Origin of the sequence: Alicyclobacillus sp. SO9 (genome assembly GCF_016406125.1) — a bacterium.
Classification (GTDB): Bacteria; Bacillota; Bacilli; order Alicyclobacillales; family Alicyclobacillaceae; genus SO9.
On sequence record NZ_CP066339.1, the window covers coordinates 4,938,381 to 4,963,183 of the forward strand.

Below are 24,803 nucleotides of genomic sequence, written 5' to 3' on the forward strand. Positions count from 1 at the left end.
CCCATCTAAAGACGCATTATTTTAACAGTGTCTCGTACAGGTTGTTCATTTCAGCCACTTTCCTATCAGTATCGAATTGTTCCCTAACTTTTTCTAGAGCCTTGGTGCCAAATCTGCTCGCGCGACCATCCACTACAAATGTGAGGGCGTCTGCCAGGGCGTTTGAATCACCAGGAGGAGTGATGAGACCACTGACTTTATGGGTGATCATTTCCGGGACTCCACCAGTATCAGAAGCTATAACTATCCGACCTGCCGCCATCGCTTCCAATACCACTGTCGGCAGAGGATCAGGTTCCAACGAGGCATGAACAACAACGTCAACCCTCGCCAACACATTCGGGATTTCGTCCCGCTGCAACGGTCCAATGAATTCAATAATGTCAGTGAGTTGATACTCGGTTACCTTCTCCTCTAAAAACGAATAGTATCGAGTGTCCGCTGCAATCCCGGCAATCATGCAACGCAGTCTTTGTCTGTGCGCTTTATCCAGTTTGCTCAGTGCTTCAATAAGTATATGGAATCCTTTCCATTTCAGTATGCGGCCATACATCAATAAGATATACCCTTGCGAGACACTAACGTCTTCCGAATTTCTCAAGTCCGAGCCTACTGCAGGTTTCACACCGTTATAAATTCTTCTCTTTCTGTTGAGCGGTACTTCCGCAAGCATTGGACAGTGACTTACTGCATCGGATACGGGGACAATAGTTATCTTCTGATTAATACGCATCCCCCACTTAATGACATAGACCCAAAACCGCGAGTCTCGAATGTCATGAATGTGCCATAGCATCGGAGTTTGGGAGACAAGTGACGGCAACACACAATAGAGTCCTGCTCGCAAGGAATTGGCGTACAGAATGTCCGACTGTGTCCGTCTTAAGGTAATAGGTATCCACCATAAGGTTCTTATAAGTGAGAACAGTAGTCGCATCATAGCCCTTAAGAGTCCAGAGTCCCTATGCAACTCCGAAATAGGCGATTTGGATACGACCGCCACACCCCTTTCCTTTAGCTGCCTTTCAAATTCCCCGGGAGGAACCGCGACAATATATTGGTTCTGATCATCTGCCTCTATTAGGTCCAGTAAAACTGTCTCTGCTCCACCAACATACGCTACGTTATTTATAACAAAAATGTTTCGTGATTTCCCCATACTATCGCTCGCCCAATAAGGTCTTGTAGACATGAAGGGTTTTCTCCGCAACCGCATCCCAATCGTACTTGTTGGCCAGCGCCTCGCGGTCGGACTGCGCAGGACGTTTGCTATTTAGCTTGCTTAAGATTGCTTTGCCTAAGTCGTCCACGTCATACGGATCAATGTAGGAGGCGTTTGAACCTAAATACTGCTCTGCTCCTCCGTATTTTGTAATCACGATGTTAGCTCCTGCCAAAAATGCTTCAAGGGCTGCAATCCCCGGTGTTTCTTCTCTCGAGGGCAGACAGAAGACATGACTCGCTGCATATGCACTAGCCAACAAGGGGTCGTCATGGGTAACGGGCCCCAAAAAACTAACGTCTGCATTGACCGCTTCATCCCTACACATCTTTACGTACGCTGGATCGACACTGAGGTCTCCAATAATTATTAACTTGAAACCGAACTTTTTAGCTGCACGAATGAGTGTAAGTTGATTCTTTCGAGGCTCCAGTCTTGCAACGTTCAGAACGAAATCACCCTCTGGGAGATAGCGTTCATTGAATAGGTTCCCCTTCGAGTGCAAGAACTTGCGCTCAACGGCGTTGGGAATAATTTCAAATTTATCAGCGTCCAGGAATCTAAATGTATCTAGGACCAGTTCCTGTTCAGCAATAGTATTGGGCAACAAAAGGTTGGCTCCCCGCATTAGTTCCGGAAGCCACTTGTATCTCCCCTGAAGCAGGCGTGAAGTCCGTCCATTTCTCATGAGCGAGACCATCAGTTTTCTATGGGTCCTGCGCAATGGCGAGGTTCCAGTCGATGCATATATGGTAGATACAACATACGGAATCCCAGCGTCGATACAATAGTCTACAATTCCCTTGTATAGTGAACCGTGAGGGCCAAAAAGGTGTACGATATCCGGTGGCGGACCCTTATAAGCCGGGGTTGTAATCACGTCCACTCCCTTTCTCCTCAGAGCATCCGCCGTCTCCAAGAATTGTATTTCCCCACCCCCGAGATACATGATTGGGTGGGTAAACACTCTCACTTTCATCGAGCAACCCCCTCTTGTTCTTTATAACCTCGCTTCAGTTTTCTCAGCTTGTCAGTCCCACTAAGGGTCATCCCTATGAGTATCCAACCGATACTTGCGGCAGTATCCGTTAGCATTTCCTGAGATATCACTCCCGTAATCACTAGACTGACGACAATTGCAGCTCCCATATAGAAATTATATGGGATTCTATCAATGGTCAAAAATACCTCAATGAGCCACCACACAAAGGCTGCAAGAATCGGTAAGCCGAATTGCCACCATATTTCCAAATAGGCTCCCTCGGGTCCTCCGCTCGCCCCAACACCGTGTCCAAACGGTATCCCGAACATAGCTGGAATTTGCAAAAATGCATGTAGGTGGATCAACGTTGAACCATTTTGGAGGGTTATAGTACTTATAATCACCTTTGTGGCTGCAACGAACAGGATGCCGATAAGGGCTATAAATAACCACTTGGAAATTGGTTTCCCAATTTTCCGCCTGTAAAAGTAGTAGAACAAAAACTCGACAAATACCATAATGTAAGCCGCACGAGTGTAAGTCAGAGCTACTGCCAACAGGATTATGAGAACAGAACCCAACCAAAGTGCCTTAGAGCGATAGAAATCTCTTGCGAAGAGTGCGGCTCCAAATCCGATTGCCATACTGTAGCCTGCGGCCAGAGGGTCACCGTAAATAGACACCACTCTTCGCAGTAATTGGCCCCCATAGTTCTCATAAAAGTTTCCAGGTAAGCCGCGATATAGATACCCCTTGGGTAAATGCTTGACGTTTATCCAGTAGTTTCCCATATGCATAATGGCCCAGAAATGCCTGCCCAGGAAAAGCGCGTCGATGAGTCCAAATACCGCACCAATGGTCGACAATACCGAAACAGACACGAGAACCCTTCTCATCTCGTCCCGGGAGAAAAAATAGAGATATCCCAGAAACAGAAACACCATGGGTATAAAAACAGTTCTCAAGTTGTAGACAGCCGAAAAAAGCGAAGACCCTCTGTGTAGGGTAAAAACCACCAAGGTAGCTACAACTAGAACAAACGTGGAAATGAGAATAGCCGATCTCAGGTCAAAAACATTTATAGTGCGCAATAATCGTACAGCGAGCAGGATTATCGCTGTTAACTCGGACATTGACAGAATTACCAGCCACATCGTGCTACCACCGCCAAATGCGGAATACATGGCTGGTATCAAAGTATTTTGAACAGCTATCCACGATAGGAGTAATACGAGACTAATGTAAGAATCCAGATATATGATAACGAATGCGAGCAGAACAAAGGGGAGTACAGATAAATAGTGTGCATTGTATACTGCGGCGGCCACAAAGAGCACGCATGCAATGGCAGCTACAAATAGAAAGCGGGTGTTTCGGACCGAAGATGTGAGCAGGGAAGACGTGCTTTTCACTGTGGACACCACCTTTCACTCTCTAAGGAGTCTCTAATAGTTTTGACTAAATCTGTCACTTTGCCATTTACCATACGTAGGATCATCAGCTAAACACAGTGTTTGGCTCATTTCGTTAGATGTTTACAGATTCCGCTTAGACATTCCAGCCGTTGGCGGCTGGAATGTCCCCCTGTCAAGTCTTATCCCCCTTTACGCTCTTGATAAACGCCAGAAAAAAGTACTTAAGTATCCGGAAATCTGATAAATACCTTCGCCACAGCCTGCGTGGTTCTGTAATCAGACGGAAGAGCCACTCCAACCCAACGACCTGCATCCATTTGGGAGCACGCGGAAGCGTTCCGGCGAGAAAGTCAAAGGAGGCCCCAACTCCAATAAGAACAGGAGGTCGTATCTCCTCGCGATGTCTATCAATCCATTTTTCCTGTTTGGGAGCCCCAAGCCCGACCAATAGGACGTTAGCCCCAGAATCATTTATTTTATCGACAATTCTCGCAGATAAAGCACTGTCCATCAACTCCTCAGGAGACGGACAGTACGTAGACACAATATTAGCCCCATGCCATTTCTCCTCTGCGCGATGCTTAGCCAACTCCGCCACACCCGGATTACCTCCAAGAAAAAATATGGCGAGCCCCGCTTTTTCACTCTCTTTACAGATATCCACTACCAAGTCTGCTCCAGTGACACGCTCCGGGAGGGGGTTCCCAATCAGCCTTGAGAGCCAGATGATAGGAGTCCCATCTGGTGTAACCAACCACGCATTGTGAATAATTCTAGCCAGTTCTTTGTCACGTTCGGATTTAAGCAAAATATCAGAGTTGACCGTGACGATCTGTCCCCCACCACACGCCCCGTTCACGCACTCCGAAATAAGTTGCAATACCTCCGCCTTTGTCACCTGCGAGAAGGCGATGTGTTGGATTCTTGTAGTTTTCATCTTGACCTCTGAATAAGTGTACGACCTCTCACTACCAAAGTTCATCTCATACGACTTCCTGCACAATTTTGTCCCACGTCTTCTGAACTGACCGTTTCCAGTCAAATTCCTCCACCCGCTTAAGACCTTTCGCCCTGAACGCACGACACAAGGTCTCGTCAGTCAGCAATTGAGACATTTTCCGCGCCATGTCTGTAACGGACAATGGATCCGCGTAGAGGCACGCGTCTCCCCCAACCTCGGGCAGAGACGATGTAGCCGCTGCTAATACCGGTACGCCGCAACTCATCGCTTCCAACAAGGGAATTCCGAATCCTTCATACAGGCTCGGCATAACGAAGAGATGCGCAAACGAATACAACTCAACCAGTTCCTCATTTGAGACGAATCCGGTGAAAACAATAGCCTCTCGGCAGTTTTCTGGTATAGACAGACTGTCCATCCACCCTTTTCTCCCGACGATAACAAGTTTGTATTCCATATTTTCCTCTATCAAGATCGAAAATGCCTCAATGAGCCTCTGTAAATTCTTCCGCGGTTCGAGTGTACCTACCGCTAGTATAAAACGACTCTCGTACGCATCGCTCAGAGAATTAAGATGCGTTCGCGTCTCTCGGGGATAAAAGAGACTTGGATCGACAGCCAAAGGGAAAACGTGGATGCGGGAATCCGTAATCCCCTTGTATTTTTGAATATCCTGTTTAGAACTCTTGGAAACAGTCGCCACAAAGCGCAAAGTTCTAGACCTCAAGGCCCTGTTTAGCTGCGGCCGATAGTATAATTTCATCCCTCGGGACACAGTCTCAGGAAATCTCCATGGCGTCGCGTCATGAACAATAATGGAATGTGGAATAGAACCGTAGCCTAGCACAGGATAGGACAGCGTCATGTTATAGATGAAATCCATGTCCAACCGAAGCAAAACCAGGGGTGTCCACAATTGATCTGTCAGGATTCTGTTTTTAAACGGACTAAACAGAACTCTCATCCCAGCGCACACCGGAAGAACAAGGTCCCTCCCCCCCGGATGAGCCAATACCGTTACAGAGGAACGTACACTTTCTGGAGTATTTTTGAGAAATTCAAGTACATATTTTTCAATACCAGTAACCTTGTCCGAATCAACCACAGTTGCAACGACGCCGAAATTGCGACCCAAGACCATGCCCCCCTGCAGAATAATAAGAGTTCGAGGCATTAGAGCAAAAGGAGAGCACTATGCAGTCCCAATTGGGATACAAAAATCCAACAACCCACGAGATTTTTGCTCCACATTCATCCAGAATTGCACGTTTCAAAACCTAGAAGGCTCCATGCTTTTTGAAGATAGCGGGAATCGTTTTAAACAATATAACCACATCGCTAAAAAACGTCCAATTGTCAATATATGCGAGATCCAAACTCATCCACTGCTCAAAATCAATTTCGTTTCGACCGCTAATCTGCCATGTGCAGGTAATTCCCGGTTTGACACTCAGCCTGCGCAAATGCACATAATCGTAGTCGTCGACTTCACTAGGAAGAGGCGGCCTCGGTCCTACAAGACTCATATCGCCTTTAAGCACATTAAAGAGCTGGGGCAATTCATCAAGACTTGTTTTTCTTAAGAAGCGACCCATGCGGGTGATACGCGGATCATTTTTCATCTTAAAGACGGGACCAGACATCTCGTTGTATGCCTGCAACGCCTTTTTCCTTTCCTCGGCGTCTACGACCATGCTTCTGAACTTAAACATTTTAAAGGACTGCTTATGCAACCCGACTCGGTTCTGCGCAAAAAACACTGGCCCACCGTCGTCCAGTTTAATCGCCAAAGCGATAACCAGCAGAACCGGAGACACCACAACCAGGCCCACAGTAGCCAGAGCCACATCTGTTGCCCGCTTCAGAATCAAGCCGCTTGCTGAATGGGGAATTCCTGAAAGCACTAGCCGCGAAACTCCCATGCCGTGAACAATTTCGCTGGATGCAATCTTTGAAGATAAACCATCTAGAATGAGTTCCGTTGTGATGCCGTGCATTTCGCACACTTTAATAACCCGCTCTAAATACGGGTGGTTTGCAGGAAGAGCAATCACCACTCCGTCGACAACATTGGCTGTCAATACAGACTCCAAAGTGGACGTGTTGCCTAAAAAGAGGGAGCCGAGATTTTCGAGATCGACCTCGTCCGTGACAATCCCTAATACCCTCAATCCAAACCGGGGATTCTTCTCAACATTTTCGATATATCTCAGCGCGGCTTCACCGGAACCCACGACAATTCGGGTTCTGGCATCCCAGCCGGCCCTTCGGATCCTTGCAAGGTACAAGCTGACAAGGACTCGTGTCCCCATCATATAGATAATAGAAGTCAAAAAGAAGAGACCTATAAACAGTCGACTGAAGTGACCCAGTTTTAACACAAACGCTAACAGCGAGAAGAACAGCAGTGCTAATGCGTTCACTCGCAAGACCACCCACAGTTCGGTTTTGAATCCAAACAGCCGGCGTACTGGATATTCGCTGAACAGAACCAGGGATGACATCCACGCCAAAGACGAAAATAACAAAGTCTTAGTATAGATCGGCTCTGCGACACTAAATGGATAATTTCCACGAAGGCTGCCGAAAATATGGTAGGCGGTATAGAACGAAAATATCACGACGAGGATATCAAGGAAAAATCCCAGTCTGCGACTGTTGTCAGCCAGACGATCCAACTCGCACCCCTCCAAATAAACTGCGCAAAGGCCTCAACTCTACTCCCTAGCGCCCAAGTACATTACTATATTTTTGCCATCGGAACATCAAATATACTTCAGATGGAATATAATGTCGTCGGCCCATTCCCTAGATTCTACAATATAACACTTGCTGAAACGCCTTACAGTGACTATTTTCAACATCTATCAACTATCTTTTACATCTATCAGAGCAACAAACATTATAATAACAGGCTAATGTTAAGAATGTATTAATCCACAAGCATTAGACGAGAGTAACACAAAACTTGTTACAATAGTGGCAGGACACACAGATTGACACGGAGGGAGTATATCATGCCAGGTACAGACTCATTTCTCACCCTTGTTTCCCCTTCAGAAACTGAGGTCATCATTAAAAAGTCCCGGTTCATCGGCGGCTCCTATCCCGTTACAACGGTAGATGAAGCTGATTCAATACTGAATGAAGTCAGGACGACACATAAAACAGCAAACCACAACTGTTTTGCCTATAGCATTGGGCTCAATGTTCCCATTGAGAAATCATCCGATGACGGAGAACCGTCAGGTACTGCCGGCCGGCCAATTCTCGAGGTTCTTCGACAAAAGAAACTCAATAACGTGTTAGTTATTGTAACACGTTATTTTGGCGGCACATTGTTAGGTGCAAGCGGCCTAGTACGAGCATACACCGATACAACTGCAAAGGCTATAGAAAATAATAGTTTCGTCAGATGTTTTCTCATGTCCCGATTGCATATTATTACAGATTACACTCAGTTTGGCAAACTGGAACATGAGCTTTCTCAGGCAAATGTAGCAATTTTCGACAAACAGTTCACAGATGCCGTCAGTCTGGCTATCTACATCCCTGCGTATGATGTAAAGCACTGGCTGGAGCAACTGGCCGACTGGACAAACGGCCGTGCTCACGTCGATGTAGGAGAGCCAGAGTACGTCGGTGTAAAGGAAACCGGGGACTTTGTCTTTGGAATCTATCCATAGTAAATGCATCGTATTCAATGCACCCTAAGACTGTGCAGAAAACCAACTCAATGCTATCGGATAAATTTGTCTTTTGTTTCACAACTTTCTATATTATGATGTGTGGAATTGCACAACTATTTATTTCCTTATGCTGCAGCTGATAGAATAGATTACAATTACGTTACATAAGTTTCGTCATAGAGGTGACCTACGTTGAAAAAAGTGCGGAAAGCTGTCATCCCGGCGGCAGGGTTCGGAACGCGAATGCTGCCGGCCACCAAGGCTGTTCCGAAAGAAATGTTGCCCATTTTGAACAAGCCCTGCATTCAATACATTGTTGAAGAGGCTGTGTACGCCGGAATTGAGGAAATCCTCATTATCACAGGACGTGCAAAAAAAGCGATTGAAGATCACTTTGACAGGTCTCCGGAGCTTGAACTCCACCTAGAGCAGAGCAGGAAATCCTCTATGCTATCTGAAGTAAAGGCTATTTCCGATCTCGTTGACATCCACTACGTCCGCCAAAAGACGGCCATGGGACTGGGTCATGCAATTTTGTGTGCGAGATCGTTCATTGGGGACGAGCCCTTTGCCGTTCTCCTCGGAGATGACATTATTCAGTCTGAGGTACCTGTCACAAAGCAACTGATGGATGAGTACGTGAATACACAGTCAGCCATGGTAGGTGTACAGCGAGTGCCAAACGAGAACGTTTCGAAATACGGCATCATTAACCCCGGGCCACACTCTGAAGAGAGTCGGCACATCCCAGTGCAGACCATTGTTGAGAAGCCTGCCCCACAGGACGCACCATCAAACTTAGCGGTCTTAGGGCGATACATTCTTCCCGCCACCATTTTCAATCAGTTGGAGAACATTCCCGTCGGCCACGGCGGCGAACTCCAATTAACCGACGCCATCGCGCGCCTTGCCGAAACCGGCCAAACCACTGCCCTTCAGTTTGAAGGAGTGCGCCATGACATCGGCAATCTGGAAGGATGGCTGCGGGCCAACATGTCTTTCGCAATGGAGCGCCCAAACCTGGCTGCATCACTAATGGCACAACTGAAGAAGGAAAATTTGCAACGACGGTTAAGCTAACCGTTCGCACTTATATAACTGGTTCATCCGCTCTGAAAACTCTAATTTCATGCGTGCTCCAACGTCAAAAGAGACCCGGCATCCCGGGTCTCTTTTGCAGTCACTACATAATTCCATCTCGATGGAGCATAAAGGCAAACAACTCCGCCGTACTCTTTCGCTTGCGTACTGCGTCTGCGGACATGAGGACATCCATGTGCTGACCTGTCTCCAGTTGAATACGGCTTTTCTTGTGGCTGATAAATTCGATGGTTTGAACGGCTGTGTTGGCAACAAACCCTGTGGCGCCGTCATTGTGGTGCTGCGGAATTCGGGTTTTTACGGCGAATAGAACCAAATCACGACGGGGAACAATAACGGGGACCGACTGATACATATTGACGTAGCGCTGGAACTTGCGGCGAATTTCTGTTTCATCAATGCCGTGATAGCGGTGAATTTCTCTCTGAATCCAGGAGACCCCGCGCCCGAACACCTTCTGTGCTGCATTGTCCAACGTAATCAGCGCCGCGTTCCCATATCCCGCGAGATAGACTGGCTCACACCCAATAATATGAGGCACCCAATCTTCTGCCGGGGGCATACCGTGTGTATGCAAAAAGAGAGGTACACCTCTCGGCGGGGTGTAGACTGTCATGCGTGATGCCTCTCGCAGGTGCAGTCGATTGCCTCTTTGTACGGGGTTCACTTCATCCGAGTTCATCTCATCCGAGTTCACTTCATCCGGCTTTCTACGGCCCTTCTGATTAGGATTTCCATACCCGTCCGAACCTTCCACTAAACCGCCTCCCCATAAATATCAAATGTTTCCATTGGAGAAATCTGCGAATACTATATTACACGTTTGTGGACAAAGCAATAGCAAAGCTCTGAAACTTACAATTTGTTCAAGGACTTATCATAATCTCTTGATTTCCTGTATATGTAACATAACGTAAGTCAAGGAGTTTTCGTCATAGCGAAGGACTTGGACAGATGTCTGAGTGTTGATTCTGCCTTCGCCGACTCGTCCCCCTGGACGTATGGTGGATTTGCGCGTAATAACCAGCGAGATCGATCTCCGTCAAGGAGAATTCCGCTTATGCCTACAACAGCAGAGCAACCTGAGTTTGAAACCCGTAACAGGAGACTCGCGACACTCGTCAAAGCAGCTCAGAGTGGAGATATGGAGGCGACACAAGAACTTATACGTCAATTTCAACCGTTGATTTCGTCGTTGTCAAAGCGCTACTACAGTGTGTCTCGGGAGGACGCAGCGCAAGAGGCGTATTTGTCCCTGATGGAGTGCATCGCGCAGTTTGATGCATCGAGAGGGATTCCGTTTACGGGCTACGTGAATTTAAAGCTGCGAGGTGATGTCCGGTCTGCAATGAGGAAAATATGGCGGTATGACAGTCGAGTGGCCCTCTCTAAGGAGGATAGAGAGGGAAACGAACTCAATGCGCTGCATCATCTGGACACCGCTGTTGCTGCGTCAGCAACTGAAACGATGACGGATTTTGATAGGGCTGAATGGAGAATCCTGTTGCACAGCGCCCATCTGTCAAGTCGCGAGTGCCTGGGTATCCAGAGTCTTGCACGGGGCTGGTCCTCTACGGAAATTGCTCGAAGGGTTGGTGTTTCTCCGGACACTGTTAAGACCTGGCGAAAAAGAGCGGTTCGTAAAGTCCGCAACATGTTCTCCGAGGTTTCACATGACAAGTAGAGACTTCCTGTTTCGAGAGGACAAAGAACCGCCAGCGACTGTGAATCACTCTCGGGAACTGTCGTTAAAACAGTTCCCTCAGCAAAGCCTGACCCCTTCTGTTCCGTGTTGCGCGATGGCGATTTTGAATCTCGTCATATAAGTCTCGATTCGGAAGCTGGGCAAACAGTTCATGACTCGGACCGCCTAAAGCGTCGTCTGTGTTGACCTCAATCAGCCACAGCGACTTGTTGGAACTGAGTCCGACATCAATTCCGATATCGAAGAAATCTCTGTACTGTTCAACGATTTTTGCAATAGCGTAGCCTGTTTCCTGCAGGTTTTCAGACAGTGTTTGCTGCACTTTCTGTTTGCAATTTAGTTCGTGACAAAGCTCCTTCAGGTCCATTACATGACCGCGGCTGAGGGCGATGTTGGACACGACCGATCCCGCCCCTCCAACACGCCCGACAGCACCGCTGTAAACCCAGTCCTCCTCATCGTTTCGCTGCATCAATACACGAATGTCAAACGGTCGCTCGTCGAGGGTTGCAAGGGGTGCCCCAGCTTGAACAATGACAGGCTGGGCTGTATAGCTGGAGAGAAACCTTTCGATAACCTTACCGACGGAATCGATGTGCAAAACCTGCTTGTCGCCTTGTTTGTGCCAACGGTAGAGTACCGGATGGGAAGTGTCTACGTCGACTCTGGTAATACCGGATCCTCCCCAGGCATTGACGGGTTTAATAAATACAGTCTGGTGGTTGCGCAGCATATCTGCGAGGTTTCCGGGTGTACCAAGTTTCGTTTCAGGGATGCGAAAACTGCTGCAATCTGTTTTGTTGGAGAGGCCGTTCAGTAAAGCCTTGTGCATTTCCCATTTGTTTAACCCTTGTCGCTGTACATCTAATTGAGCTCTAGGCATAACAATCCCCTCCATCTGTTCTCACTACACCATATGGAGGGGAAAGGGTTCCGGAATAGGCTTTTGACTTGAATTGGGCAATTTGAATTTGATGGTGTCTTTAGTACATCCGGCGCACTGCAGTCATGTGTTTCGCCCAGTAACTGTTTGCACCCAGACCCAAGTAACCGCACTTACCAAGGCCTCCGCCTTCCTGAATCATGCGGTTGTTGCCAGCATAAATACCGACGTGTTTGCCTTTCTCAAAAATCAGCAAATCGCCTGGTTTCATGGCTGATTGCGGCACCGTCTTCCCAACATACCGATACTGCCCGCGGCTTGACGTTGTGAACTTGTATCCAAGCGCATGGTGATACACGTATTCCGTGTAGTTGCTGCAGTCAAATCCGTATTGGCCCCGGTCTTCATTGTGACCCCAGATGTATTTTGTCCCCAGTTTGCTTTGCGCCACAGACAGCACAGCATTTGTTTTCGCTTGGATGCTCGCATTCCGTCCAGCTTTCGGAGTAATCGACGGGTCCCACTGAACGCCCGGAGGCGGCAGTTGAATTCTAGCCGATCCCGTTGTCTGAGGCGGCGTCGCCGGAACAGGCTGCTGTATGCTCTTAGGGACTGAAACCGTCTTGGATGTCCCTGTTGTCCCCGTTTGTGTTCCTTGGCCCGTACCTGAAGTAACCACATGCGTGTACTTAGAGTCGGTCGTGATATAGACATTGCGTCCATGCCAGCGTATCTCATACCACCATTTGTTGACCTTCTTAATCAGCGGTGCCTTGTCTCCCAATTGAAGCCGTCCCAACACAGGACTGTTCAGTTTTGCCTGTGAGTGATAGCTCACCCAACCATGGTTTGCCTCGACGTACTGCTGTGTCGAATTTGTAGCCGCTGTAGCTGCTGTACCTCCAGTTGCCGCGCTCCCCTTGGTTCCACCAATGGTAGCCACATGTGTGTACTTGGAGTCAGTCGTAATGTACACATTGCGGTTGTGCCACCGAATTTCATACCACCATTTATCAGCCTTTTGCACCAATGGAGCCTTGTCACCCAGATGCAGTTTGCCAAGAACGGGACTGTTTAAACGTGGAGCAGAGTGGTAGCTGACCCAGCCGTGGTTCGTCTCCACATACTGATTGCTGCCCGTTTGGCTGCCTGTTGCGGCGGCTGCCACTCCTGCAGTTCCGACAGCTCCTGCAGTTCCGGCAACTCCTGCAGTTCCGACAGCTCCTGCAAAAACTCCGACGGACGCCTTTGCCTCGCTAGCGAGGGCCCCTACGGAACCGCCTTTGCCTCCGCCAGCAAAGGTTATGTGTACAAACCGCACTGTCTCCGTGGGATACATTGCTGTGGCGAAGTTGGAAATGGCTGCGTCACTGTTCGTGTCAATCAGGTCTTCTACTGTGCCTGTCCCGGTTTTGGAATTTTCATTTCTCCCAGATATATCCTTAACCCTGCGCACAGTGATGTACACCGTCTGTGTACTTGGGTTGTAGCTGTGGGAAACAATGCGCTGAACATGTGTGGCCGCAGCACTTTGCGACTGCGTGGTATTGTGGACATAGGTAGCTGTTTGACCGCACCCAGCCAGTGTCATAGTACCCGCCAGGACAACGGCAACCACGACACCACTTTTACGCATTGTACGCAGAACAGGCCGCCGTGCATTGATTCCGGACAGTGTCTGCGAACCCTTGGAGCCATCGCCTGATAAAGGGCGGTTGATCTCTTTACATACTTGATGGTTTCGCGCCAATTCGGCTCCCTCCTTGTTGTTTATGAGGGTCTCCAACCTGGCAGCGAATATGTATAGGGAGTTGGCCTTGTTGACCAACTCCCCAGTGTTTCATCTGTCTCTTAGCAGCAACTATTTACGCCGCTTGTTTTTGGCTTCCCGGCGAACGTACTGAGCATAAGCGAGAGGTGTTCCTACCACAATGACTGCAGCAGTGAGCAGGACAGCTCCGATGAGCCCCATAACCACCCATCCTTTTGTAAATGCTCCGTACAAAAGCCTCATCCCAATGATTCCAACCACACTGACAAGTGCTGCGAACCAGAGCGGTGGAATCCCCCGGTTCCGGTTCATATTTTCGTCCCCTTGCCAGCACTGTTATTCGGATCCGAGTGACCATTACGGCGACGTAAGTCACGGTAGTAGTCCCGCCAAATCAGACGGTAGATTTTCAGTCCTCGCGGTATGGAACGCAGCCCCGGAATAAACGGAATGAGCATCAAAATTAGTGTTACAAGGAACGTAGCAAGAACAACCCACAAGTCGGCGGAATCTGATGAAGAAAAGGGAGGAACTTGGTACAAAAGTGTGTAGTACCAGAGCCACACTGCACCCGGGTAGTTCCCTGTTTCTTTAATGACGCCCCATTCATCACCGGTCATGTTCAATTTGTCAGCGTAATTCGCATCGGGAACATCCTGCAACAACAGCAAGGAGTCCATTCGGTTAATCAACGGCATGGGACCGCTCTCGCCGTCGATTGCCGCTTCCAGTAGCCCACTGTTCCCAAGGCCAAGGTAAGCGTCCATCAGTTTCGGTACCGGCCCATACCCCGCCGATGCCGCTGGCAACACCAACTTATTACTGTTCACGCTCCCGTGCTTCAAACCAGATTGAACATGCTTTACCCAGGCAGCCTGCTGGCTGGGTGTTGCGCTGTTCCACTGTGCCAGACTAGCCTTGAGGGCCGGATCAACATTGGTGATTTTCTCAAGCGGTTGAATTACATTCGTCTGCTCAGAATTCACCGGCAGCGTCACTCCAACCCAGCGTTGAGGTGAGAGGAAACCAAGCTTTTGGGCAGCCCCTTTAGTGTGGCTGTAAGGCGGCCCATAGGTACTGATAGCGTCAGTCTTCGTCAGGTCCTGCAACGCAGTCTGAACCAACAGCTTCGGATTCTGCTTCACTACCTGCTTGGCAGACAAGGCCGGTACATCCGGCGTAGAAAATACAGCAGCCAGCACCAACACCAAGGCGCCGATGATGCCGAGGGCGATGAACATTTCTTTGACGAGATCGTACGACTGTTGCGGAAAGCGATGATTTCTGTTGTATCCCCGCACATTTGCTGCAAGGCTGTGGGCCGAACTGCCTTGACCCGAGGTGCCTTGACCCGAGGTGCCTTGATTAGAAGTCGCCACCTTTACTCACCCCCTCTCTGCGAAACACTTGCATCAGGGTTCGCTGATGACTGGTTTACGCTTGCTTCGTCGTGCAGAGCGGGATCGTGCTCATCTTCAAAAGGCTCAACCACTCCATGTTTCCGTACGAGGAAGAGGTGCCCCATAAGTAAAACCACAAGCACCATCGGAATCACAAAGATGTGCAGACTGTACATCTGGCCAAAGTTAAGCAGGTTAAAAAATCCGCCAAGACCAGTCGAGTTAATGGCGTCCTTCCCTTGCAGACCAATCCACTGTGAGTCAAAGTTGTTCTGTGAAAGGTATCCCGTCAGCCCGGCCACGATAGAGACGAGAAACAGAACCCATCCGCCTATCCAGGTCCAATGCCTTCCCCCGCGCCAAGAGGCCATCAAAAACTGGGCCCACAGATGCAGCACCATAAAGAAAAAGAAGGCCTGTACAGACCAAAAATGCATACTGTTAAAGAAGTGTCCAACGGACGAAACATGCCACCAATCCGGTCCAAATATGGCCAGCACGGTGCCCGTTATAATGAGCCACAAAAAGGATGCCAAGGTTAAAATCCCAAACAAGTATACGTACGAGTGAACGTAGGTTGGAAGGGTATCAGGCAGGAGATTTTCCATAGGAATGGTCCGGATGAGCCAATCCCGCATCCCGCGAGTCCAGTTCTTGCTCTGTTTGTCGGAACTCATGAAAGACCACCTCCGTTGGGCTTATCATCGCTGGATACGGAGGCCCTATCGCCATGACCCGGCTGTTCATCCGACACCTCTGTTATTTGCTCCTTATGCCCAGGAAACGGGAGAAGTATAGCGAGGGCAAAGACCACAATCATAAGGCCAACAACAATCATGTCTGCGACAGACAGGTTAAGGAAGTGATACTGCCATGCAGGACCTGCATGGATTGGAGGTACAAGCTGATGTTTCAAATGAAGACTCCTCTCTGAATGTAGTTACGAGCAAGGCTGCCCTGTTGCCGGTCATCCGTGCAGCATTGGCCCCCTTCTGCATACGTTCTGCGTAGAGCACAATGCACACTTGCAGTACACATTGATCCCTTGTTCGGAAGATGTAGGTCGCGGCTATTTTCTGCAGATTTTGAGAAATAAGCAGGTAGCTGAAAGGACTAAAGAAAATTCACACCATAGCCCGGACTACCCAAGACGACTCTGTTTGAGCTGTGACAAACCGAGACGTAGCGACACAAACTCAGAGACGTCCGGAACAAGGAACAAGGAACAAGGGGCAAAAGAAGGGACACAAATAGACTGTACCCCAACGAATATTCGGACTTATCCGATACCAGATGTCCGCTACTCGGTGGTACAAGCTTGCCTCCTTCCAGACTCGCTTACGTTGAAACCGGCTTTCGTCCGCAGGTGGGAAAAAGGTGCTTAATGTGGTACCACAAGGATCTGTTTACATTTATGATAATAATAAGTTGCACGAAATATTTCAAGAGTCCCTTTTTTGTCACATTTGTATTTTTACCATGTGTGTGACTTTATGGATGTGACTGGAGAGGGCTGGAGGGCTCAAAGGCTCAAAGGCTCAAAGGCTGAAAGGCTGAAATAGGGGGGGCGCGGGCAAACGGGGCACGGGGGCGAAATAAGGATCCCAGACGAGCTTATTTCTGCAGGGCACGATGCGCGGCATTAAATAAGCTCCCGAAATGAGCTTATTTGCGTCAAAATGGCTCTTTCGCAGCCAAATTGGGAGATTAAGCACTTGGGAAGGGCTTATTCACGTCGATTTGAGGCCATAGTTGCAAATAAGCGCTTCAGGGATCTCTATTCGCAGGCCTGCCTGCCCAAAACCCCCAGCCCGCATCCTCCGGGTCCTTCGACTTCGTTTTAGGTAGTGGATAAACGGGTCACCCCGTTTATCTTCCTTCTATGGTTCTTCATTTGTCTACTCGAAGACCGCGACCTAACCGCCTCGAATGGTGCCGGTTTAAGGGGATTCGGGGCGCGGGCACACGGGGCACGGGGGGCGAAATAAGGATCCCAGACGAGCTTATTTCCACAGGGCACGAGGCACGGCATTAAATAAGCTCCCGAAATGAGCTTATTTGAGTCAAAACGGCTCTTTTGCAGCCAAATTTGCAGATTAAGCACTTGGGAAGCGCTTATTTGCGTTGATTTGAGGCCATAGTTGCAAATAAGCGCTTCAGGGATCTCTATTCGCAAGCCTGCCTGCCGAAACCCCCAGCCTGCATCCTCCGGGTCCTTCGACTTCGTTTTAGGTAGTGGATAAACGGGTCACCCCGTTTATCTTCCTTCTATGGTTCTTCATTTTGTCTTACTCGGAGACCGCGACCTAACGGCCTCGAACGGTGCCGGTTTAAGGGGATTCGGGTGCGCGGCACAGCGGGGCACCGGGGCGAAATAAGGATCCCAGACGAGCTTATTTCCACAGGGCACGAGGCGCGGCATTAAATAAGCTCCCGAAATGAGCTTATTTGCACCAAAACAGCCTGTTTGCAGCGAAATTTGGAGATTAAGCACTTGGGAAGCGCTTATTTGCGTTGATTTGAGGCCATACTCGCAAATAAGCGCTTCAGGGATCTCTATTCGCAAGCCTGCCTGCCCAAACCCCGGGCCCGCATCCTCCGGGCCCTTCAACTTCGGTTTAGGTAGTGGATAAACGGGTCACCCCGTTTATCTTCCTTCTATGGTTCTTCATTTGTCTTACTCGGAGACCGCGACCTAACCGCCTCGAACGGTGCCGATTTAAAGGGATTCGGGTGCGCAAATAGGGGCTGGCCGCGGCGGGGTAAGGCACACGGCGCACGGGGGGCGAAATAAGGATCCCAGACGAGCTTATTTCTGCAGGGCACGATGCGCGGCATTGAATAAGCTCCCGAAATGAGCTTATTTGCGTCAAAACGGCTCTTTTGCAGCCAAATTGGGAGATTAAGCACTTGGGAAGCGCTTATTTGCGTTGATTTGAGGCCATAGTCGCAAATAAGCGCTTCAGGGATCTCTATTCGCAGGCCTGCCTGCCCAAACCCCCGGCCTGCATCCTCCGGGTCCTTCGACTTCGTTTTAGGTAGTGGATAAACGGGTCACCCCGTTTAGCTTCCTTCTATGGTTCTTCATTTGTCTTACTCGGAGACCGCGACCTAACGGCCTCGAACGGTGCCGATTTAAAGGGATTCGGGTGCGCAAATAGGGGCTGGCCGCGGCGGGGTAAGGCACACGGCACACGGGGACGAAATAAGGATCCCAGACGAGCTTATTTCTGCAGGGCACGAGGCACGGCATTAAATAAGCTCCCGAAATGAGCTTATTTGCGTCAAAACGGCTCTTTTGCAGCCAAATTTGCACATTAAGCACTTGGGAAGCGCTTATTCACGTTGATTTGAGGCCATAGTCGCAAATAAGCGCTTCAGGGATCTCTATTCGCAGGCTGGCCTGCCAGCCGCATTCGCCGGTCCTCATCCACCCCAGCCTGCAGCCACCCCAACCGCATCCCCGCGGCCTGCCAGCCGCATCCCCGCGCCCACCCTGGCCCGCATCCGCTCAAGTCAGCCTAACGCGAAGACGATGCTTCCTTCGCACACCACTTCATCGTTCACTTTTGCAATGCCGTGACCGCGGCCCATGGTTCCGCGCAACCTGTCGATGGTTACTTCCATATCAAGCTTGTCCCCTGGGCGGACCTGCCCGCGAAAACGAATGCTGTCAAGACCGGCCAACATTGGCATCTTGTTCTTCATCTTGGGCAGGGTGAGTACGGCAATGCCGCCCAGTTGTGCCATTGCTTCCGTTATGAGGACTCCGGGCATCAAATTGTATTCTGGAAAGTGACCGGTGAAATGGGGTTCATTGGCTGTCACAAGTTTGTAGCCGGCGGCGTGTTTGCCTGGGGTCAGATCGGTGACGCGATCGACCAGGAAAAACGGGTACCGGTGGGGCAAGATCTTCCGGAGGTCTTCAGCGTAAAGGGGCAACTGAATTTGTGGTTCGGGCGTGGGTTCCACTGCCTGCTCGGCGCCCTGATATGTACTTTCTGCTGTGTCTTCGGACGTGAATTTACCTTCAGACATAAAAAAACTCCTTTGCATAGGCAATTCGCTTAGCAAATGATACCGACATAACTCTAAGCGTTCCGTCGCACAATACGACTACTCCTCGCGCGCCGGCGGTAAGACGGGGTTAGGATAGGTGTTGGGCTGTCTGGCAGAATCTTTCACCACCCGGCGAGAGCGGTTCGGGTTTCCTGTCACCAGGTGAAAGTCATCGCAGGCAGCTACAACACCGATTGGTTCAAACAGTAAAAATGCAGTCACAGTGCTCTACAAAACTCTTCTCCGCACATCAATAATTTGCATGTTCGTCAAGTACACAAACATTGCGAAGTAGGAGAAGATAAGGGTGATAATCAGCAGCCAGACAGCAACGGTGGCACTAGGCCACGCCAAAATGACTGCACATATGCTCATATAGTATAAGACCGTTGTAATTTTTCCCCAACGATTCGCTTTAGGTACCGCCCTCTTGCCTTGAAAATAGAAAAATGTGGCCCCTACAATCATGGACGCATCCCGCAGCAAAAGCAATCCGGCGATAATCCAAGAGACACGGTTGGACTGAATCAATGAAAATAGCACGGCTACCATCATGAGTTTGTCCACGAGCGGATCAAAGAGTTGTCCCGTTTGTGTGACAGTACCCGTGCGCCGCGCAATGTATCCATCCAAAATATCTGTTAGGCCTGCAAGCAACAGGATAAGCAGTGCGCCTACCTTGTGCTCGCTGGACACACCGTAGAATGCCCACAAGTAAAGCGGAATTAGTATAAAGCGAAACAGGGTTAGCGTATTTGGAAGATTCACTCTCCCCAGCCCCCTCACTCTGCCATGGAGATTATACCGCCTAGTCGAGAATAGGCGCAACCTCTTGTACCTTTCGCGATCCGGCCGGACCATCCGGCACACCCAGGCTACGAGTGGTATAAGTATATCATGCGCGACCCCTTGCTCGCCGTCAACCACAGCTGGTAAAATCATCCGAAATACTACAACATTACCGAATTGTGGCTGCTATCTGCATCATTTGGCTGCTAAAACCTACAGCTTTACTGTTTAGGTCAAACATGTGCTGGGCCTGCAACATATTCACCATGGCTGTTGTCAGGTTTACGTTGCTCATTGCCAGTGATCCCTGCTTGATCCGAGATTGACCCGCCGCAAGCTGTCCGTTCGCACCGTTCCCGAGAGCCTGTCCATTCACCAGCCGCGGCGACGCTCCTGCGCTTGCAGTATAGGTGTTGTTGCCGGCTGAACTGAGCGACTGTCCTGGGTTTGCAATATGCACTAATGCAATTTTGGGTCCCCCAACCGTCTGACCGTTCCCCGTCGTAAATGTAACCTGCCCATCAGAAGACACGTTCATCGTTGATCCCGGTGCCGCAGGCTGAAGAATCGCCTGTCCCTGCGTGTCGAGGACTGGTTTCCCGTCCGTGGTACTTAAGGCATAGCGGCCGCTTGGTTGGCGACTCCAGATGAAGTTTCCAGCCTTTGTATATTCTGTTTGACCGTTGTGACCCGCAACCTGAAAGAATGCAGAACCTTGAATCGCCAGGTCTGTTGGATTTCCGGTTTGCTTCAGGGACATTTGAGAAAAGTTGTTGCCTGTTGACGTGGCCATCACGCCCGTCCCGCCGTTCCAGCCTTGGGGCGTGTACCGGCTTGCAACGCTTGGTGCCGTCGCATTTCCGGATACGGCTGATGTCAAGGTATCTGCGAACGATCCCGTTTGACTCGCATACCCAGGCGTACTCTGATTGGCAATATTATTCCCAATCCGACTCATCCATTCATTGCTGGCGTTGAGTGCAGATAGACTAGACCATATGGCTTGCATGCAAATCCTCCTTTGTGCTACAGCTTGACCTTGCCGATTTGCGAAACAGCTTCATTTAACATCTGGTCTTCTGCCTGAATCATCTTCTGGTTGGCCGTGTCCTGATTGACCAGTTGGATCATCTGTGTCATCACTTGGGTGGGGTTGACGCCGCTTTGTTCAAGACTTCCGGGTTGGATGCTTCCAGTCCCTGCGGCCAACTGGGGCAGCACAGTCGTTGCATTGAGCGAGTTACCCACTTGAAACTCTGTAGCCCCCAAGGGCTTCAGAGTGTTGACGTTCGCATCCACCAGTCCCAGGTGCCCCTGTACAGGTGTTCCGTTCGTGTTGAGCACCTGATATGAAGGTTGTCCATTCGCATCCGTCACTGGCCCGCCCTGTGAATTAAACAGTGTCTTTCCGCTGTAGTTGGGATTCATGACAATTCTGCCGTTCGCTATGGGCCTGCCATTAGGACCTACAGGAAGAATGGGATGTCCCGCTGTGTCTGTCAGTTGATGCTGACTGTTTACTTGGAAGTGGCCGTCCCTGGTTAGCGCTATGCCTTTTGGCCCTTGATTTGAAGAATACGCAACTGCGTAGAAGCTGTGGTCCCCCATGTTATTGCTTGTCCCAACTCGGACGGCCCAACCACTGTAGGCAGCATTTGCGGGTGTCCCGACAATCTTTCCGGCGGCATTTGCGAACAGATAGGATGGATGACCTGCCTTGTCATAGTCTGGCTTACCGTCAGCAGCAGTCAGGGCTGTCCCTTTGTACGCAGGGTTCTTCACAGCATACATCCCTTGTACCGGTTTCCCGTTGCTGTTCAGTACCGCCAATGGCTGTCCTGCAATTTGAAGACGACCACCAGGTGCAGCTGAAATCGTGCCGTTTACAGCTTGAACCTGGTTATTGGGCCCTGTCACATCAGCAAAGGTTCCCGGTCTGGCCTTGTCCACAATGGCTGCGTCTAGAGCACGGCCCGTGCTTTGTACCGGACCTTCCGCAAAATTCGGGACGCCTTCCTGAAAATCAACGCCAGAAGAGATACTTCCAATCGGAGTGCCTGTATTGAAGTTCTCGTGAGTGTAACCCATCATCCGAATGAGTTCCTGAGGAAAAGACAATAGGGCTCCGTTGGAAGCCTTAAACCCCGGTGTCTGAGCATTTGCCAGATTATTGGTCAGAAGCTGCTGCATTCGTTCGTCCGCCAACATGCCGGACGCGGAACTTGTGAGTCCGCGAAGCATACCTTCACCTCATTCTTCCTTCAGTTTGCCCATGTGTCTGATCGCCGGGCAAAGGACCGCTTATCTGTGTCTAGATGTGGCGTATGTCGGCTGCGGCCTTCGCTGTTCCTGTATCTTCGTCTACCTGTAGCCTCGGGCAGCCTTTTGGTTTTTGGCAGCTCGCCTGCGATACGGGCTCTCCAGGTACATCCCGGTACCTTCTACGACACAGTGCATGGGATCTTCTGCAACATGGACAGGAATCTGCAGTTCCTGCATCATCAGCTTGTCCAAACCGTCTACGAGTGCTCCGCCGCCAGTGAGGATGACGCCTTTGTCAAAAATATCGGCCGCCAGTTCTGGAGGCGTCTTTTCAAGAACGGACTTCGTAGCTGCAATGATTGAACTAATTGGTTCTTCCAACGCAATGCGCATCTCGTCAGCTTCGATGGGCACGGTCTTTGGCAGACCAGTCATCATATCACGGCCGCGTACGTCCTGCTTTCCTGTTCGGCTGTCTGGGAATACAGTCGCAATTTCCATCTTCAATTCTTCTGCGGTTCGTTCTCCAATCAATAAGTTGTACTGCTTTCGGATGTAGCTGACGATAGCTTCGTCCAGCTTGTCCCCAGCAACACGAAGAGAATCGGAGGTCACAACATCGCCGAGAGACAAGACGGCGATATCAGTGGTTCCTCCGCCGATATCCACAACCATACTTCCACTTGGCTCGAAGATATCCAAGCCGGCGCCAATGGCAGCAGCTTTTGGTTCCTCAATTAAATCTACATGTCTTGCCCCGCAAGCTTCGGCCGCTTCCCGTACCGCCTTTTGCTCAACCGATGTGATACCGGCAGGCACACAAATCATGAGCTGGGGACGTGCCATTAAGGTACGTCCAATGGTCTTGCGAATAAAGTGACGAAGCATAATCTCCGTAACTTCAAAATCCGCAATGACACCTTCGCGGAGCGGCCGAATTGCAACAATATTCCCAGGCGTCCGGCCTAGCATACGACGTGCTTCTTCTCCAACGGCGACAACCTGTTTAGAAATTTGATCGATAGCGACTACTGCTGGTTCATCAAGTACAATACCCCGTCCCTTAACATGAACAAGTACGTTGGCTGTACCTAAATCAATGCCAATCTCTCTAGAAAACATTTGCGGCGAGTCCTCCCCAACTGAGCGTGCATCTGAGCGTATCCCCTGGTACGGTGTCGTCTTGAAGTAGAAATGGATACGAATAGGAAATAGTTCTACAGTCCGCTCGAAACTCCTTTCTCAAGCCCGTAGTTTTTTGTAGATTCTTCTGGATCCTTGTTGTATTTCAGCTTCGTGGCTTCTCCACCTCGCAGGTGACGAATGGACTTGTGGTAATCCAGAATAGTTTTTACTCGCTCTGCCAAGTCCGGGTTAATATCCGGCAACCGTTCCGTCAAGTCTTTGTGTACGGTACTCTTGGATACGCCAAATTCACGGGCTATTGTGCGGACAGTGTTGCGGGTTTCCACAATGTACTCACCGATTTTCAGTGTACGCTCCTTGATGTAGTCATGCACTCCCCTCGCCTCCCCAGTTGTGCTCAGATGGTCTGATACAGTATATGAGGGGGTGTACACGGTATGCCTTGTTTCAGTTCATAAGAGCTTGTCATCCTTGATTTTGTGAATATAGCGTTTGTTTTCTCTAATATACTTCCCGGGAAATAAAAAGAGACTAGGTGGCTTCTATGAGCCGACCTAGTCTTCTAAACCCGCGTGGTTACTGTAAAGTTACCTTATTAGCGCTTGGGCAATACTGAGGTAGGATCGATGGGCTGACCGCTTTTGTCTACTTGGAAGTAGAGGTGGTTGCCAGCTTTCGATTCAAACTGATTGGTACCGCTGGTGCCGATAGTTTGGCCTGCGTCAATGTGATCGCCCTGTTTCACCGTCACATTGCCAAGAGATTCATAGTACTCTATGTTCCCGTCTGCACTTTTCACTTCAACAGTCTGGCCATAGAGTTTGTTGTTGTCTACCTTCGTCACCACACCGCTGGCGGCGGCAGTTACCTGAAACGGCTTCTTGGTGGCTGACTGAATGTCTATCCCCTGGTGTGGATAGTAGGCATTGTCATAGAACACCAAGGCATTTGCCTGCTGCTGCTCTGAACCTTTGACTGGGAAGTAGCCGAGAGGTATCTTGTAACTCTGAGCCGATCCCATTACAGGCCACTTGTACGTCACAGAGACAGCCTGAGCAGAAGTCGTTTGTGCCGGATTGCTTCCCGCAGTCGGCTGTGTACCGCCTCCGCCCATCTGACTTTTTGCATACATGAGGCCGATAATTAGTGCCGCAGCCCCCAGATAGATTGCCGGGTACATCCAGCGCTTAGAAAGAACACGACGGGTTTTACCTACCGGCTTGCTCCCTGTTGTCTTTTCAGGAGCAGCCTTCTCATTTTGTTTGGTAGTTTGCGATGAATTGGAATTTTTCTTTTCATCCATTTGGCGCTCACCTCATTACGACAGTGTCGCCATCAAATCAATGTTCTATACCTTTCTCAAGCTTAATTTATACAATCTTCCAAACCACGGACACACTTGGAAATCCCCCATAGTC

The 24,803-nt window shown here is 49.7% G+C and carries 23 protein-coding genes; 3 read left to right on the forward strand and 20 right to left on the reverse strand.

What is annotated here, in order from left to right; all coding sequences use genetic code 11:
- Positions 1-16 precede the first annotated feature (16 nt).
- The 6 genes from GI364_RS23065 to GI364_RS23090 all read right to left on the reverse strand — a co-directional run bounded on the left by GI364_RS23065 (position 17) and on the right by GI364_RS23090 (position 7,258).
- Positions 17-1,192: a glycosyltransferase family 4 protein gene (locus GI364_RS23065; protein WP_198851503.1), complete on the reverse strand. Its 1,176-nt coding sequence runs from the start codon at positions 1,190-1,192 to the stop codon at positions 17-19.
- Entirely contained in the window at positions 1,161-2,201 is a 1,041-nt protein-coding gene (locus tag GI364_RS23070; RefSeq protein WP_198851504.1) for a glycosyltransferase family 4 protein, read from the reverse strand. Before GI364_RS23070 ends, GI364_RS23065 begins: the two co-directional genes overlap by 32 nt.
- Positions 2,198-3,616, reverse strand: coding sequence for a hypothetical protein (locus GI364_RS23075; RefSeq protein ID WP_198851505.1), 1,419 nt, complete (start codon positions 3,614-3,616; stop codon positions 2,198-2,200). The genes GI364_RS23070 and GI364_RS23075 overlap by 4 nt, the downstream gene beginning before the upstream one ends.
- Positions 3,617-3,791: 175 nt before the next feature.
- Positions 3,792-4,601, reverse strand: a complete 810-nt coding sequence (locus tag GI364_RS23080) for a WecB/TagA/CpsF family glycosyltransferase (protein WP_198851506.1) — start codon at positions 4,599-4,601, stop codon at positions 3,792-3,794.
- 1 nt (position 4,602) lies between these two features.
- Positions 4,603-5,715, reverse strand: coding sequence for a glycosyltransferase family 4 protein (locus tag GI364_RS23085; protein ID WP_198851507.1), 1,113 nt, complete (start codon positions 5,713-5,715; stop codon positions 4,603-4,605).
- A 142-nt stretch (positions 5,716-5,857) separates the two neighbouring features.
- Positions 5,858-7,258 (reverse strand): sugar transferase, encoded by a 1,401-nt coding sequence (locus tag GI364_RS23090; protein WP_198851508.1) that lies wholly within the window; start codon positions 7,256-7,258, stop codon positions 5,858-5,860.
- A 339-nt stretch (positions 7,259-7,597) separates the two neighbouring features.
- On the opposite strand from GI364_RS23090, the gene GI364_RS23095 reads away from it, so the two are divergent.
- Together GI364_RS23095 and galU are read left to right on the forward strand one after the other, a co-directional pair.
- Positions 7,598-8,266 (forward strand): YigZ family protein, encoded by a 669-nt coding sequence (locus GI364_RS23095; protein WP_198851509.1) that lies wholly within the window; start codon positions 7,598-7,600, stop codon positions 8,264-8,266.
- 195 nt (positions 8,267-8,461) lie between these two features.
- Positions 8,462-9,349 carry a UTP--glucose-1-phosphate uridylyltransferase GalU gene (gene galU / locus GI364_RS23100; protein WP_198851510.1) on the forward strand — a complete coding sequence of 296 codons (888 nt, stop codon included), beginning with the start codon at positions 8,462-8,464 and terminating at the stop codon, positions 9,347-9,349.
- A 103-nt stretch (positions 9,350-9,452) separates the two neighbouring features.
- Here the strand turns inward: galU and GI364_RS23105 are convergent, their stop codons facing one another.
- Positions 9,453-10,127, reverse strand: coding sequence for a hypothetical protein (locus GI364_RS23105; RefSeq protein ID WP_198851511.1), 675 nt, complete (start codon positions 10,125-10,127; stop codon positions 9,453-9,455).
- A gap of 303 nt (positions 10,128-10,430) precedes the next feature.
- Between GI364_RS23105 and GI364_RS23110 the strand changes: the two genes are divergently transcribed.
- Positions 10,431-11,054: a sigma-70 family RNA polymerase sigma factor gene (locus tag GI364_RS23110; RefSeq protein ID WP_198851512.1), complete on the forward strand. Its 624-nt coding sequence runs from the start codon at positions 10,431-10,433 to the stop codon at positions 11,052-11,054.
- Positions 11,055-11,118: 64 nt separating this feature from the next.
- Here GI364_RS23110 and GI364_RS23115 read toward each other — a convergent pair whose 3' ends face one another.
- The 13 genes from GI364_RS23115 to GI364_RS23175 all read right to left on the reverse strand — a co-directional run bounded on the left by GI364_RS23115 (position 11,119) and on the right by GI364_RS23175 (position 24,688).
- Positions 11,119-11,958 carry a YheC/YheD family protein gene (locus tag GI364_RS23115; RefSeq protein WP_198851513.1) on the reverse strand — a complete coding sequence of 280 codons (840 nt, stop codon included), beginning with the start codon at positions 11,956-11,958 and terminating at the stop codon, positions 11,119-11,121.
- A gap of 100 nt (positions 11,959-12,058) precedes the next feature.
- Positions 12,059-13,708: a C40 family peptidase gene (locus GI364_RS23120; protein WP_233095927.1), complete on the reverse strand. Its 1,650-nt coding sequence runs from the start codon at positions 13,706-13,708 to the stop codon at positions 12,059-12,061.
- 111 nt (positions 13,709-13,819) lie between these two features.
- Positions 13,820-14,041: a hypothetical protein gene (locus GI364_RS23125; RefSeq protein ID WP_198851514.1), complete on the reverse strand. Its 222-nt coding sequence runs from the start codon at positions 14,039-14,041 to the stop codon at positions 13,820-13,822.
- A complete protein-coding gene (locus GI364_RS23130) occupies positions 14,038-15,108 on the reverse strand; it encodes a hypothetical protein (RefSeq protein WP_198851515.1) in 1,071 nt (356 codons plus the stop codon). The genes GI364_RS23125 and GI364_RS23130 overlap by 4 nt, the downstream gene beginning before the upstream one ends.
- Positions 15,109-15,110: 2 nt before the next feature.
- Positions 15,111-15,806, reverse strand: coding sequence for a cytochrome b N-terminal domain-containing protein (locus GI364_RS23135; protein ID WP_198851516.1), 696 nt, complete (start codon positions 15,804-15,806; stop codon positions 15,111-15,113).
- Entirely contained in the window at positions 15,803-16,045 is a 243-nt protein-coding gene (locus GI364_RS23140) for a hypothetical protein (RefSeq protein WP_198851517.1), read from the reverse strand. Before GI364_RS23140 ends, GI364_RS23135 begins: the two co-directional genes overlap by 4 nt.
- A gap of 2,600 nt (positions 16,046-18,645) precedes the next feature.
- Positions 18,646-19,167, reverse strand: a complete 522-nt coding sequence (gene fabZ, locus GI364_RS23145; RefSeq protein ID WP_198851518.1) for a 3-hydroxyacyl-ACP dehydratase FabZ — start codon at positions 19,165-19,167, stop codon at positions 18,646-18,648.
- A 249-nt stretch (positions 19,168-19,416) separates the two neighbouring features.
- Positions 19,417-19,956 (reverse strand): CDP-alcohol phosphatidyltransferase family protein, encoded by a 540-nt coding sequence (locus GI364_RS23150; protein ID WP_198851519.1) that lies wholly within the window; start codon positions 19,954-19,956, stop codon positions 19,417-19,419.
- A gap of 190 nt (positions 19,957-20,146) precedes the next feature.
- Positions 20,147-20,986, reverse strand: coding sequence for a flagellar hook-basal body protein (locus GI364_RS23155; RefSeq protein WP_198851520.1), 840 nt, complete (start codon positions 20,984-20,986; stop codon positions 20,147-20,149).
- Positions 20,987-21,003: 17 nt separating this feature from the next.
- A complete protein-coding gene (locus tag GI364_RS23160; RefSeq protein WP_198851521.1) occupies positions 21,004-22,218 on the reverse strand; it encodes a flagellar basal body rod C-terminal domain-containing protein in 1,215 nt (404 codons plus the stop codon).
- A gap of 120 nt (positions 22,219-22,338) precedes the next feature.
- Entirely contained in the window at positions 22,339-23,361 is a 1,023-nt protein-coding gene (locus GI364_RS23165; protein ID WP_198851522.1) for a rod shape-determining protein, read from the reverse strand.
- 95 nt (positions 23,362-23,456) lie between these two features.
- Positions 23,457-23,759: a sporulation transcriptional regulator SpoIIID gene (spoIIID, locus tag GI364_RS23170; protein WP_198851523.1), complete on the reverse strand. Its 303-nt coding sequence runs from the start codon at positions 23,757-23,759 to the stop codon at positions 23,457-23,459.
- 221 nt (positions 23,760-23,980) lie between these two features.
- The gene (locus GI364_RS23175) at positions 23,981-24,688 is read right to left on the reverse strand and encodes a M23 family metallopeptidase (protein ID WP_198851524.1); all 708 of its coding nucleotides are present in this window, start codon (positions 24,686-24,688) and stop codon (positions 23,981-23,983) included.
- Between the last annotated feature and the right edge of the window lie 115 nt (positions 24,689-24,803).

Coding starts and splice junctions, on each gene's coding strand:
- GI364_RS23065 (WP_198851503.1), bottom strand. CDS start 1,192: ATGTCTACAAGACCTTATTGGGCGAGCGATAGTATGGGGAAATCACGA.
- GI364_RS23070 (WP_198851504.1), bottom strand. CDS start 2,201: ATGAAAGTGAGAGTGTTTACCCACCCAATCATGTATCTCGGGGGTGGG.
- GI364_RS23080 (WP_198851506.1), bottom strand. CDS start 4,601: ATGAACTTTGGTAGTGAGAGGTCGTACACTTATTCAGAGGTCAAGATG.
- GI364_RS23095 (WP_198851509.1), top strand. CDS start 7,598: ATGCCAGGTACAGACTCATTTCTCACCCTTGTTTCCCCTTCAGAAACT.
- GI364_RS23110 (WP_198851512.1), top strand. CDS start 10,431: ATGCCTACAACAGCAGAGCAACCTGAGTTTGAAACCCGTAACAGGAGA.
- GI364_RS23115 (WP_198851513.1), bottom strand. CDS start 11,958: ATGCCTAGAGCTCAATTAGATGTACAGCGACAAGGGTTAAACAAATGG.
- GI364_RS23125 (WP_198851514.1), bottom strand. CDS start 14,041: ATGAACCGGAACCGGGGGATTCCACCGCTCTGGTTCGCAGCACTTGTC.
- GI364_RS23135 (WP_198851516.1), bottom strand. CDS start 15,806: ATGAGTTCCGACAAACAGAGCAAGAACTGGACTCGCGGGATGCGGGAT.
- fabZ (WP_198851518.1), bottom strand. CDS start 19,167: ATGTCTGAAGGTAAATTCACGTCCGAAGACACAGCAGAAAGTACATAT.
- GI364_RS23155 (WP_198851520.1), bottom strand. CDS start 20,986: ATGCAAGCCATATGGTCTAGTCTATCTGCACTCAACGCCAGCAATGAA.
- GI364_RS23160 (WP_198851521.1), bottom strand. CDS start 22,218: ATGCTTCGCGGACTCACAAGTTCCGCGTCCGGCATGTTGGCGGACGAA.
- GI364_RS23165 (WP_198851522.1), bottom strand. CDS start 23,361: ATGTTTTCTAGAGAGATTGGCATTGATTTAGGTACAGCCAACGTACTT.
- GI364_RS23175 (WP_198851524.1), bottom strand. CDS start 24,688: ATGGATGAAAAGAAAAATTCCAATTCATCGCAAACTACCAAACAAAAT.